At 50.8% G+C, this 12528-nt stretch carries 15 protein-coding genes; 4 read left to right on the top strand and 11 right to left on the bottom strand.

Annotated elements, in window-relative coordinates; all coding sequences use genetic code 11:
* Nucleotides 1–211: 211 nt before the first annotated feature.
* Entirely contained in the window at nt 212–895 is a 684-nt protein-coding gene (locus tag IPP75_00350; GenBank protein QQS69590.1) for a TIGR00730 family Rossman fold protein, read from the top strand.
* Between the two features lie 13 nt (nt 896–908).
* On the opposite strand, the gene IPP75_00345 is transcribed toward IPP75_00350, so the two are convergent.
* The 4 genes from IPP75_00345 to IPP75_00330 form a co-directional block, all read right to left on the bottom strand.
* Complete coding sequence (locus IPP75_00345) at nt 909–2141, bottom strand: hypothetical protein (protein QQS69589.1); 1233 nt, start codon at nt 2139–2141, stop codon at nt 909–911.
* 163 nt (nt 2142–2304) lie between these two features.
* A complete protein-coding gene (locus tag IPP75_00340; GenBank protein ID QQS69588.1) occupies nt 2305–3312 on the bottom strand; it encodes a carbohydrate kinase family protein in 1008 nt (335 codons plus the stop codon).
* A gap of 74 nt (nt 3313–3386) precedes the next feature.
* Entirely contained in the window at nt 3387–3650 is a 264-nt protein-coding gene (locus IPP75_00335; protein QQS69587.1) for a hypothetical protein, read from the bottom strand.
* 2 nt (nt 3651–3652) lie between these two features.
* Nucleotides 3653–4567: a class II fructose-bisphosphate aldolase gene (locus IPP75_00330; GenBank protein QQS69586.1), complete on the bottom strand. Its 915-nt coding sequence runs from the start codon at nt 4565–4567 to the stop codon at nt 3653–3655.
* Between the two features lie 95 nt (nt 4568–4662).
* Here IPP75_00330 and IPP75_00325 point away from each other — a divergent pair, with 95 nt between their 5' ends.
* Entirely contained in the window at nt 4663–5079 is a 417-nt protein-coding gene (locus IPP75_00325) for a hypothetical protein (GenBank protein ID QQS69585.1), read from the top strand.
* Here the strand turns inward: IPP75_00325 and IPP75_00320 are convergent.
* Nucleotides 5072–6043 (bottom strand): transketolase family protein, encoded by a 972-nt coding sequence (locus IPP75_00320; GenBank protein QQS69584.1) that lies wholly within the window; start codon nt 6041–6043, stop codon nt 5072–5074. The genes IPP75_00325 and IPP75_00320 overlap by 8 nt on opposite strands.
* A gap of 93 nt (nt 6044–6136) precedes the next feature.
* Complete coding sequence (locus IPP75_00315; protein QQS69583.1) at nt 6137–6991, bottom strand: transketolase; 855 nt, start codon at nt 6989–6991, stop codon at nt 6137–6139.
* Between the two features lie 74 nt (nt 6992–7065).
* Between IPP75_00315 and IPP75_00310 the strand changes: the two genes are divergently transcribed.
* The gene (locus IPP75_00310) at nt 7066–7656 is read left to right on the top strand and encodes a nicotinate-nicotinamide nucleotide adenylyltransferase (GenBank protein QQS69582.1); all 591 of its coding nucleotides are present in this window, start codon (nt 7066–7068) and stop codon (nt 7654–7656) included.
* A gap of 583 nt (nt 7657–8239) precedes the next feature.
* Here IPP75_00310 and tnpA read toward each other — a convergent pair.
* The 4 genes from tnpA to IPP75_00290 form a co-directional block, all read right to left on the bottom strand.
* Nucleotides 8240–8677 carry an IS200/IS605 family transposase gene (gene tnpA, locus IPP75_00305; protein QQS69581.1) on the bottom strand — a complete coding sequence of 146 codons (438 nt, stop codon included), beginning with the start codon at nt 8675–8677 and terminating at the stop codon, nt 8240–8242.
* A 151-nt stretch (nt 8678–8828) separates the two neighbouring features.
* A complete protein-coding gene (locus IPP75_00300; protein ID QQS69580.1) occupies nt 8829–9467 on the bottom strand; it encodes a hypothetical protein in 639 nt (212 codons plus the stop codon).
* Nucleotides 9468–9527: 60 nt separating this feature from the next.
* Entirely contained in the window at nt 9528–10019 is a 492-nt protein-coding gene (locus IPP75_00295; GenBank protein ID QQS69579.1) for an RpiB/LacA/LacB family sugar-phosphate isomerase, read from the bottom strand.
* A gap of 21 nt (nt 10020–10040) precedes the next feature.
* The gene (locus IPP75_00290) at nt 10041–10490 is read right to left on the bottom strand and encodes an RpiB/LacA/LacB family sugar-phosphate isomerase (protein ID QQS69578.1); all 450 of its coding nucleotides are present in this window, start codon (nt 10488–10490) and stop codon (nt 10041–10043) included.
* Nucleotides 10491–10760: 270 nt separating this feature from the next.
* Here IPP75_00290 and IPP75_00285 point away from each other — a divergent pair, with 270 nt between their 5' ends.
* Complete coding sequence (locus IPP75_00285) at nt 10761–11828, top strand: transposase (protein ID QQS69577.1); 1068 nt, start codon at nt 10761–10763, stop codon at nt 11826–11828.
* A 7-nt stretch (nt 11829–11835) separates the two neighbouring features.
* Here the strand turns inward: IPP75_00285 and IPP75_00280 are convergent, their stop codons facing one another.
* On the bottom strand, nt 11836–12522 hold the full coding sequence (locus IPP75_00280; GenBank protein ID QQS69576.1) for a hypothetical protein: 687 nt from the start codon (nt 12520–12522) through the stop codon (nt 11836–11838).
* Nucleotides 12523–12528 lie beyond the last annotated feature (6 nt).

The following is a 12528-nucleotide window of genomic DNA, read 5'->3' as shown; positions in this document are numbered from 1 at the left end:
ACAAAATATTTCGGGTAGTTGTGTCATATTTGTCCAAAACTCGTTAAATAATGAACAATACGCAACACTAGCATGGCTGCACGCGCCACCCATTCCCCACCCCGGCCAACAAACCCCGCAAATTCCAATAAGTTGTGCGGCCACATGGCTTGTTGGAATGTATTTTGAGTGTTTGAATAATAGACATAAGCAGGTAGAATGAGAGCTGATTATGGCACATACACATACACACGAACACAAAATCTGGACAATGAGCGAGGAACAAAAAAAAGCCATTGCCAAATCAACCCGCGACCTCCGCACTGCAGACGAAGAGTTTGAAGCAGCGTTCAAAATTCTTAAGAAATACCCAAAGCGTGTTACTTTTTTTGGTTCAGCCCGCCTCAGCCCTCGTACCGACTACTACCACATGGCACGCGACATTGCAGCACGACTGGCCGATGACGGCTTTGCCATAATCTCGGGTGGTGGTAACGGCATCATGGAAGCAAGCAACCGAGGCGCCTTCGACGAGCAAGATGTGTCGGTTGGCTTCAACATCCGCCTCCCGCACGAACAACATCTCAACCCATATACCACCGACCACCTGACGTTCAACTTCTTCTTTACCCGCAAAGTAATGATGACCTTCTATGCCCACGGCTTCGTGTGCTTTCCGGGCGGCTTCGGCACACTCGACGAAATGTTTGAAATTATCACGCTTATTCAAACTGGCAAAATGCCAAAAGTCCCCGTTATTCTTGTGGGCAAGAAATATTGGAAAGACCTTGACCGCTTTGTGCACAAACACCTCTTGCGAAAAGGACTTATTTCGGCCGGCGACGAAAAAATTTACACCATTACAGACGACTACGACGCAATCTGCAAAATCATCAATAAAGAGTTCAATAAATAGCGCTTATATAGTCTTAAGAAAACTCTAGCTCAGGGGCAAGTTGCCTCCCGAGTGTGGTGCCAAGCACTTCCTGCAAGTTGTCCTGCTGAACATAGCGCGCAAACAGTTCGCGCCCCAACGCCTCACGCATATGTCGTAAAACCCGCTCACCGTAGGCAAGACCGTTACACACGCCAAGCGCAACGTCTAAGATGTTGAGCGAGACCGCATCGCTGCCATCGAGCAGCCCAAGCGCCTCTGTTTCTTGCCAAAATGTCAGCACTGGTTGCAGCGCTGCCAGCTCAGAACCAACGTTGTGCAAGAGCAGGTCTTCGGGCTGAATATGCGGCTCGAACACTTCCGGACGGTACGCCATGTGTCCCTGCCCGTATAGCCAATGCACAGCGCGCCACGAAAGCACGTTGCCGCCCAGCTCAACTTCCGTCATGGGTTCGTCTGCCGCTGCAGCCTGAAATAGTTCGCCAAAGTTTGGCTGAACCTGCTGCAGCTTCAAATACGCACTCCTTGCTCGCATGTCATTTAGTAAATGAAGTGAAAGTACCAGAGACGTTATGGCCATCCCGGGTAAATCATGGCTCATGGGCAGCAAAATAACAGCTCCCTGCTCCGGTACGACCAAAATGTTGTGTTTGTGCTGCGAAATGTGCGCTTCGGCAAATTTTGGCCACTGTTTTGTAGTAGGCACAATAAACACCGGCCGTTTCGACTCAAAATCTTTCGTCTGCAACTTTTTATACGCCGCTCGGCGCATTTCTTGCCATTCAGCCGACTCACTTATGTGGCAGGCCGCAAGTAGTTGCGCGACTGGCTCGTGTTTGAGCATACTATCCATACTGCGATAGCCAAGCCGCTTCATTGTTGCCTTGGGCTTTAACTTTTTGAGCAACTGCTTCATGACCGTTGGCTTTACAACAAAAAGGTCACTGTGGGTGTCTAGCTTGTTCAGGTGGCGAGCCACGTTTTCAAGTATGTCCACTGGGTGTATATCTGCCCGGAGATTAAGTGCTGCTCGTACTCGGACTTCATCTTGTGCTAAACGCGTTTGGAGTGCTGCATACAGCTCGGGGCCAGTTGTATCGGCAGGGTCAAGACCAAGCTCGCGCACTTTTTGTCGCGTTGCCTGCATGGTATGTGCTGCTAGCCGTATATCTGCGCTCGGGAACCCCGCAGCGCGCTCAAGCTGTTGAACCTGCTGGCGAAATGACACCTGATTGGCGCCCAGAAGCTGTCCTAATACCCTCGACATATGTGCTTATAGTTTACATTAAATAGAGTTAAGAAGTAAGAGATATGAGTTAAGATTTATGAGCTCGAAAGACATATATAATCAGACTGTACTTTAAAAGTACTGCTATGCGCATACTATTTCTGAGCTCTTACCTCATATCTCTTGACTCTGTTGAATCGTTCTAAAACGATTCAACGTGGTACCAGTCGGGGGCTTTGGACAGCCAGGCTTCGAGTTCTTTCTCGCTAACAAGGCCAGCCTGCGCACCAGCCTTCTGAACAACGCTCATACTGTTTATGGGCGCCCACTGAAGAGCACTTTCAAGGTTGTGGCCTTTTGCCAGTGCGGCAACAAGCGTCGACGCATAGGCGTCGCCAGCACCGGTACGTTCGTAGGGCGGCGCGGGGTCAGGGTACAGAGGCATCTTGTAGCGATTCACACCGTCTGAGGCGTAGGCACCAGCTGGGCCGTCCGTTACCACGGCAATCTTGCAACCGTAACTATGTAGCCTGTCTAGTAAGTCATGCACGTTGTCATAGCTACCGCCCGTGACGAGCACCGCTTCTTCGCGGTTGAGAATGACCACTTCGGTACGCGCATATATGCGCTTCAGCCGCTCGACACCGGCTTTCATTTGAAAGGTACCGGGCTGGAACGCCAGCTTTACTTCCGGGTTTTCTTCGAGCCACTCGGCAATGTCATCGGTGTACTCCATGGCATTTTCCGAAATAGAGCTAAAGTAAACCCAGCGCGGTACTTCGTATTTGCGAAAATGCGGCCACTGGTAGGCGTACTCTTCGTGCTTAATGAGTATGGTGCGCTCTTCTTTGTACCACAGCACGTAGTGAATGTTGCTCTGTTTTTTACCGTTAACATGAACAAAGCGAGTATCAACGCCCTCTTTCGTGAGAGTTCGGACGATTTCGCGGCCTTCTTGGTCCCCGCCTACCTCTGTTTCAAAAGCGGCATTCAGCCCCAAGCGACTAAACGACACAGCTGCATTAGCTGCGTTACCCACCGCATGCAGCGTCTCGGCATGGTCAAACGGAATCTTCATACCAAAGGGTATGGCCAGCCATTTGCCGTCTTCGTTTTTGTAGGTATGTTCGATTTCATCTATGAGTTTGATAAAAACGTCAGTAACAACATCACCGACACATAAGACATCTATTTGTTCTTGTTTGCTCACGTCCCCACCTTTTACATCATGATTATTCTTATGCTTTCATTTTCCCACAGATGCACAGCTACGACAAGCGTGAACTACGGTCGCTGAATGATATCTATGGTTTTTTGCGCTTCCTGTCGAACGCTCTGAGCGGTTTGCTGTATGGTTTCCTTTTTTGCGTCTAGAACTTCCATTGCCTTTTGTGGCGCATCGGCTACCTTTTCAAGTGTTTCGGGCGCTTTTTCAACAACTTTGTCGAGCGCATCTACGGCTTCAGTAATTTTCTTTTCTACGGCACCGTCTTCTATGGCCTTTAGCGTTTCATCGAGCGACTTCAAAACGTTGTCAAACAACCCCATGGCTACGAGCTGGCCTTACCTGACGAGTTAAACGTTGCAAGTTTTTCTTCCACCACCACCTGCACGGCCGGCACGACGTGTTTGTTAACGAGTTTGGAAACGGAGTATTCGTCTGGGTTTTCAGCCATAATTTTCTCTAACGTCTGACGGTAAACAACGCGCATATCGCTATTTATATTTACTTTTGTCACGCCAATCCGCACTGCCGACTCAAAGAAATGCCCAGGCGTACCGCTGCCACCGTGCAAACTTATGTTGCAGGGTATGGCGTCACGCAACCGCTGCAACAGTTCTAGGTCGAGCTTCTTTGGCACCGGGTATTTACCATGCAGGTTACCGACAGCCGCCGCAAACGTATCAATGCCGGTTGCTTCCACAAAGGCTCGCGCTCCCTCTGGTGTGCTAAAGGTTTTTTTGATTTCTTCGTAATCGATGTTTTCGGTATGGAGGTTGGAAGAGCCGCCAAAATAGTGTGGCTCGCTTTCTACGAGTGCCCCGGTGAATTTGGCGTATTCAACCACTTCGCGTGTGGCCGCGATGATTTCTTCGTCGCTCGCATCGTGGTTAGCCTGGGAGACGTCTATATGGATGAACTCGTAGCCGGCATCAATCCCTTTTTTTGCTGCTTCTACAGACGGACTGTGGTCGAGGTTTATGTACATTTCCACGCCGTATTCGCGTTTAACGTTGTCTACCAAGTCGCGCACGTTGGCAAGACCTATGTCATCGACTTCGCCCTGGCTGACTTCTACCAGAACGGGTGCGCCAGCCTTTTGAGCCGCCAGTGCCACAGCCTTCAGGGTCGCTTGGTCGTCGAGGTTAAACGCCCCAAACGCCCAGTGCTCCGTCCGTGCCTGCCCCATACGCGCCCGTGCTTTCGCACAATTATCCCGTACCTGCTGCAATGATAGTGCCATAACCCCTCCTCTATTTGCTACCAGTATACCGCTTATTCTTGCGCTCGCCAACCGTTCAATGTATAATTACTGAACATTTTTAAGGAATTGTAAACATGTCACGTTCGTTTAATGCTATTGTCGCTACCAGCCTCATACTCGGAACGGCAAGCTGCTCAACCGGCCATGATGCCATACCCACCCCAACTTCGATAAACCGGGGTGTCGAGGCCTCACTTAGCCCAGACGGAACTGCAATAATCCGCGTTCCAAATTCGCAAGGAGTTATGGCTAAAGCCGCCATTGCACGTTGCACTGTGGGTAGTGTCAGCTTCGAACTGTCAGGTGTATCAGTCGTTCTGGAACAGTCCTCCTTGCGTGACCGTGCGCAAGAAGCGGGGGTTAGTCTGGAAAACATGTGCAATGGAAACAATGTAAGCGCAACGGCAATCCCAGATGTCGCCCGGCTAGCAGGCAATAGCGTCTTATCAAATCTGTTGGTTATTTCAGGTCGCGAGCCTGCGGCTACTTGAGGTCGGTAACATGGTGGGCGGCGAGGCGAATGTGTTTGGCGTCTAGGCCAAAGTGCTCAAATAGTTCCTCGGGGGTACCACTTTCGCCGTAGCGATCATGCATGCCGATTCGCTTTAGCGGAACGGGGTGGGTTTCACCCAAAAGCTCAGCTATAGCACCGCCAAGACCGCCGGCAATCTGGGCTTCTTCTACCGTTACCACGCAGCCGGTTTTTCGAACAGACTTTAAGATAGTTTCTTCGTCGAGCGGCTTGATTGTTGGCACATTTATCACCTCGGCGTCTATACCGTCTTTGTACAGTTTTTCGGCGGCTTCTAGCGCCGGGTACACCATAGTGCCAGTGGCAATGATAGTCACGTCGCTGCCCGGGGTAAACACATAGGCCTTACCGATCTCAAACGGTGTTTTTTCTGTAGTTATAATGGGCGTGGCTTCGCGGCACAGGCGAATGTAGTTGGGACGTTTGTCTTTTGCCATGGCAAGGACCATTTTTTCTGCCTCTACGGCGTCGCAAGGGTTCAGCACGATCATACCCGGCATGACGCGCATGAGCGCAATGTCCTCAAGCATCTGGTGGGTCGCGCCGTCTGGTCCGGTGTACAGCCCAGCGTGACCACCTACGACCTTCACCGGCACATCGTTTAGGCACGCCGTGGTTTTAATCTGCTCCCAGTTGCGCCCTGGGCTAAAGGCGGCGTAGCTGGCTACGAAAGGAACTTTGCCTGCGAGGGCCAGCCCTGCTCCTACGGTCACAAGGTTTTGCTCGGCTATGCCGATTTCTATAAACCGCTCCGGAAACGCCTTCTGGAACCCGTCCATCTTGATTGACCCCGTCAGGTCAGCACACAGCGCCACCACATTTTCATTCGCCTCGCCCGCACGCACCAGCCCACGCCCAAAACCACTACGCGTCGCGTCTGGTTTCACTTCATTTGGCACAGGCAACAGATGTAAATCACTCATTATTTCACCCCATTCTGGGTATATGGTATTTGGTATCTAGTATCTAGCCCAGCTGCGATTTGCCAAATACCAAATACCAAATACCAAATACTTTTACTCATGTTCGCTCCGAATCTTGCCGCCTAGGGTGCGGAGTTCGTGGAGGGCTTCACGGGCCTGTTCGTGGTTGGGCGGCACACCGTGCCAGTGGAAATCGTATTCCATAAAGTCAACACCTTTGCCAGGCACGGTGTAGGCCAAAATACAGACCGGTTTTTCAGTAATAGCCTTGGCCATGGCGCAGGCGTCTATAACGGCTTCTATGTCGTTGCCGTCTATTTCCATAACGTGCCAGCCAAAACTTTCCCATTTGCCTTTTAGGTCTTCGAGCGGCATAACCGACTCAGTCGGGCCATCTATCTGTATGTTATTCCGGTCAACTATTGCCGTGAGATTAGTCAGATTGTACTTTGGGGCGAGCATGGCTGCTTCCCACACGTTTCCCTCGTTGAGCTCGCCGTCGCCCATCACAACGTAAATGTGCCGGTGCGACTGTTTGTTCAGCCGAAACGCCAGCCCCATACCAGCCGCTTGGCTTAGTCCGCAGCCCAAAGGACCGCTGGTATTTTCCAGGCCGGGCAATTTCTTCCGCTCGGGGTGACCCTGCAGCCGGCTACCGAACTTGCGGAGCGTCATAAGCTCGTGTTTCGGGAAGTACCCAGCTTCTGCCATGGTCGCATACTGCACCGGTACGCAGTGGCCATTACTGAGCAGAAGTATGTCTCGTTCGTCCCAGTCGGGCTTTTTGGGGTCGAGTTTCATGACGTCGAAATACAGTGCCGTAAAAATGTCGGCGAGCCCAAGTGGCCCCGCACTGTGGCCGCTGCCAGCGTGCTCCAGCATACGAATGATGTCTTCACGGATGGTATTGGCTTTTTGTTCGAGCTGTTTAATAGTTAGCTTACCCATGCTGGTTATGATTATACATTGGTTAGAGATAAGAGTTAAGAGTTATGAGATAAGAATATGAGATAATATGCAGCATGAAAAGAAAAGTCATCGTGTTTGGGGGGAGTTTTAGCCCCCCAACGCTGGCGCATACGGAAATTATTGCACGGTGTCTTGCCGTGCCGGACGTGGACGAAGTATGGCTAGTGCCTTCCGGTAACCGAACTGATAAAAACATCGCCGTGACTGCCGCAGACCAGCTCGCTATGCTCAAAATCGTTGTAAAAAATGTATGTAACGCAGAGAAGCGGCTGCGAATAGTCGACACAGAGCTGAAGCGAGGCATTGCCACTGAAACCTATGACACCTACCAGGAGTTCCTGCGGGATTACCCCGAGACAGACTTTTGGTTTGTGTACGGGAGTGATAGCTATGCGACCATTCGCCACTGGCTGAACGGCGATTGGCTTGCCAAAAACCTGCCCGTTATGGTTGTGCCACGAAATAACATTCCTCTGCCAAAAACTGCATCAAATATTCAGCATCTTTTGCCGCTTTCGGATTACGCTGCACCAATTTCCTCCACCAAGGTAAGAACAAAACTAGCTACACATAGTGACGCCTCTACACTTATCCCGGCACCCATCGCTAGCTACATCAAACGGAACCACCTGTTTGCTTCTTGAGTCACGGGCACCAACGAGATAAGAGATAGGTGTGCGGCCACCGGCCGCCAGTATATTATCGCAAAGAGATACAACTAGGGCAGAGGTTGGTCTGCAGTGAGTGCTTTCTTCGACGCTGTAAGAGGTTGTAATTGGAAAACCGGGGATGCATAACGACTGATTTGAGACTGTCTAAAAATTGCTGGCGCGACGAGGATGTCTGAGTGAATGTAATGAGCGAGTTCCGCAGGAGCCAAACAGGTCAAAAGAAATTTCAAGTAAGCCGGTCGTTTGCACTCTCCCCGGCAGGTTTATCCAACTTTGACTGAACAAAGTTGGTCGGTTTGGCTGTCCGAGAACTGCCATATGCGAGATAAGGTTTGGTGAAACTTTGGAGTGTAGCGAATGCACAAACATCAGCGGAGGTGTATGGATGCTGAAATTTATTCAGCATGACTAAAAGAAAGGCATGGATTCCCGCCTGCGCGGGAATGACAGTGAGGGGCAGGAATGATAGTTAGTCAGACACCACCGGCATGCCGGTGGCTTGCTGAGTGGGGTCGCCTAAAAGGCGATCGTTGCCCCGCAGTATTAGTTTGATTAGTTAGAAGGCTCCTTGAGCCGATGATGCTGTGTCATCGATCTCCTGCTCTCTGATGTACTTTCTGATGGCCTGCTCTTCAAATCCAACGCTTGAAACAGCATAGCCCCGGGCCCAGAAATGTTCACCCGTGAAATTTCTGGTCTTACCGCCGAACTCTCTGGCAATGGCAATAGCGCTTTTGCCCTTCATGAAGCCAATCACTTCAGAGATTTTGTACTTTGGTGGTATCTCCATGAGCATGTGAACATGATCGGACATGAGATGGCCTTCCAGAATCTTGCATTCTTTTTGGTTAGCCAGCTCGTGAAATATTCTACCCAACCGTGGGCGTATCTCACCGTAGAGAGCTTTCCTTCTCCCTTTCGGGATGAAGACAATATGGTACTTCAAATCCCATTTTGAATGAGATAAGCTATGGTAGTCTAACGATGTAGACATAGATGGTTTCCTTTCAGCGGGGCAACCAATCGCAAGAAGAGCACCCGAAACCTAAACGGTTCCGGGTGCTCTTATTTTCTGGGTTACTACTGGGAAGGTCAAACCTTTGCGAGTCACACTAGTAGAACTAGTGGTTTACCTTATGGGGTAATTATTCGTTGCCAACAATCTGCTGTATGCGGTGCCAGGCTGCAAGTGGATTTTCGCCGTGTAAGTATCCACCACAGTTTATAACATCGACCCCGCCTTCCATAAGCTGGCGCGCATTCGTGTCGTTTGCGCCGCCGTCCCAGCCAATCTCTAGACTTGGCTTGAGCGCACGAAGTTGAGCTGCTTTGGCAAGAACGTCAAGATTGACTCCCCCCGGGCCAGTGTTTTGCCCAAGCGTTCCGGCAAATATGAGCACATGGTCTATAAGCTCCAGTGCTGGAACAATAGCCTGAACCGGTGTTTCTCGTAGCAATGATACACCCGCCTCTATCCCGTGCCGATGCATCTCCCGAGCAAATGCCATAAAGTCACCGTCGGCCTCGGCATGCACAATCACCAGCTGCGGCCCTAGTGCTTTTAGGGAAGCCACATGTAAAAACGGCTGCTGGAACATCACATGCAAGTCCGCTCGCATGCCGCCTGGCCACCAGACATCTTCAACGTCAGTAAGCTTCCGCGTAAATATACCGTCCCCGAGGTCAATATGCACACGGGTTGCGTAGGTGGCAATTTCTTCCATGTGCGCACGGTACACATCTGGGTCGTCGGTAGTTACGGTCGGACATATGCTGACACTCATCTTTCGTCTCCATTTTTTACTTCATTTGCGGTAGCGACCTCAGTCATTTTCACCCGGGATTTATACCTCGTCTAATTTTCGTATACGGCGAGCGTGGCGTTGGGCACCGCTGAATGGTGTTTCCAGCCATAGTTTGAGCGCGGTTTTCATTTCGTCAAGTGTAAGAAAGCGCCCAGATAGACTCAGTACATTTGCATCGTTGTGCTGGCGAGAGAGTTTTACTATTTCGTAGGGGTCGTCACTTAGGGTGCCACCAGCGTCCACTGCCACCTTCGCCGTAACCGGGCCGTAAAATAGTGCCGCCCGGATGCCCGCTATACGGTTTGCTGCCATTGCCTCGCCTTGCCCACTGCCACCCATAATGACACCTCGTTCGCACTCACCAGCAGCCACGGCGCGGGCGGCTGGGAACATAAACTCCGGATAGTCGTCCTCGGCATCAAAGACTGTTGGGCCATAATCTATACATTCGTGGCCGAGACTTTCAAGATATGTTTTTAGTTCCTTTAGTGCTTCAAACCCTGCATGGTCGGTGGTAATTGCTATTTTCATGTTCTATCTTTCTCCACCCTGTTAATTACCCAGTTCGTCCAGCATTTCTATACGACGTTTGTAGCGTGGTGCACCAGAGAAAGGCGTAATAAGCCAGGTTTGCACAATCCCCACTACCTGTTCAAAGTCCAGACTATGCGCAGGAAGGCATAGCACGTTGCAGTCATTGTCGTTACGCGCGTCACGCACGGTGTCTTGGTTCCATCCCACGCATGCACGAATACCCTTAAAACGGTTTGCGGCTATAGCCATACCTTGACCACCGCTGGTAATAAGAACCCCTCGAACATCACTGGACGGGTCAGCGGCCATGGCGTTGACGGCGGCAGCTGCAAACTGGGGGAAATCGTCATCGGGGTGCTTCTCGGTGTCGCCAGCATCGACAACCTCATAACCACCCCTTTTTAGGTAGTCTAGCAGTGTTACTTTTAGGTCAAACCCGTTGTGGTCTGCGCCAACGAATATTTTCATAGCTGTTTGTTAATCCTTTCGAGTTCTCATATACAGTAGCACAACCGGTATCCAACCAACTAGACTATACATTGCTATAAGGTATATTGGGGCAATATAGAGGTACCGTCCTATGCCGGTTGCTTTATCAGCGCCCAAAGCTTGCGTTAACTTATACAGTATAAAAGCGACTGGTATGGCGGCCCTGACCCACACTCACTTTTTTGACACATAACAAAAACGACCCTACAGTTTTGGTTACAAAAGCTAAAACAGAAAGGTCGTTTTCTAATGACTACACTACAAAAGATGGCAACTGCTGTAAAGCGGCTGCGTGCGACATACATCCCAAAAGCTAAGGCTCGTCGCTTCTTCCTCGGAGTTGAACAGTTTTCCCTTCAGGAGTTCTGTTCGCTCAACGCTGCTGGTCGAAAGCTTGGGCTGAATCGCTGGACTGGAGAAAACCGCATTCGTCGGTTAGTTACTGACGAGGAACTGCCAGTGCGCTTGCAGCGATTGTTGGTTAGCGAAGCGTTAGCTTCGCATACTGGTCGGTGGTACTGCTCTCTGGACCACTCTCAATTCGGCCCGTTTTGTATCGCCATCTTGGCGGTGTCGCATCGCAAGGGTCGAGCTATACCCATTTGGTGTCAGGTGAACCTCAGCGAAGCAGCTCTCATTGCGCCACTTCTAGTGGCGCTGGAGGGACTGTTCCATTTCCTTCAAGTTAATGCACCAGATCTGCAACTGGTACTTGTCATGGATCGCTGGTTTGCTAGTGACAAACTGTTCACTTTGTTTGCCCTGTACGATGTGCACTTCATCGCTCGTACCAAGAGCGACAAGCTCGTTCAGCTTCCCTGGGATCCCAGCTGGTGGAAGGAACCCATCCATGACATTAGTCATGAGGAATTACCCATCACGTACCATACACATAAGCTCCGACTTATTCGTTCGGATTACAATCCGAACATGAAGGATCCGGAGCCCTGGTTTTTGTTGACCAACCTACCGAGCGAGGGAACAGAGGCCCTCACCAGAAGACAAGTCCTGAACCGTTACGCAGAAAGGTTCGAAATTGAAGAAGCCTTCAAGGATGTGAAGTGGTTGCAACGATTGGAGTGGCAACGAGTCAGAAAACCACAAGTCATCCGTAACTTGCTGCTGTTTGTCTTCCTCGGTTGGTGGTTACTGTGGCGCTATGCGGTCAAAGTACTACCAAAACAACAGCAGAAGATTCATCCCAAGAAACGACTGAGCTGGTTCAAGCAAGCCTGGGAGTATATGCAACGGCTACTACGTACGCCGCTGCTACCACCGATACCGGTGGCTCATGTACGGGGAGGAGGAAAAAAGTGAGTGTGGGTCAGATGGCGGCCAGCCATAGGGCTATGAGGCGGTATAGCTCTTTTGAGTCAAGCGTTTTCTCATTTATTTTGGCCTGAGAGACGTGCCACTTTTCAGCCTCTATGGCCGCAGCGTCAGCTTCTTCGGCTTTCTTTTTTTGCGCAATATGGCTAGCTATAGCCGCCTCGGGGTCAGGATTAGTTGGCGCAATCACTGGGGTTGCTACGGTCTTCGGGGCTGGTGCCTTTTTCTTTTGCTTCAGAAATTCTCCCAGCGCCGTAAGCTCTTTTTTACTTAGCGGTCCTTCATGCGTTTTCGATGTCGGTGCACTAGCAGTCTGAGTAGCCAACGCAACAGGGTTTTCTGCTTCGGGAGCGACCTTGACTTGTGCTGGGGTGGGCGGGGTGGGCACTGTTTCATTCGGCGGATTTTCTGGAGCGGGTGTTTTGGCTACGGTGGTCGCAGCAGGAACGGGTGTTTGTGGTATAGGCGAAGCGTTTTGAGGTGATGCAGGCGAAGAAATCGGGTGCCGACCTTCAACCTTACCGTCGGCATGAACGACAGCGCCTACCATAGAAACAACTGGGGGCGGGTACTTAATTTTGGCAAACGCAGCTTGCAAGTTGGCAGTTTTTGCGTCTTCTTCAGAACCCGTCTTCGAGGGCGAAGATAACGATTCGTTCGACTTCTTTCGACGCCATGCCATAGGCAG

Source organism: Candidatus Saccharibacteria bacterium, from assembly GCA_016700375.1.
In the GTDB taxonomy this organism is placed as follows: Bacteria; Patescibacteriota; Saccharimonadia; order Saccharimonadales; family UBA4665; genus JAGXIT01.
This window is presented reverse-complemented; position numbering and strand designations above follow the sequence as displayed.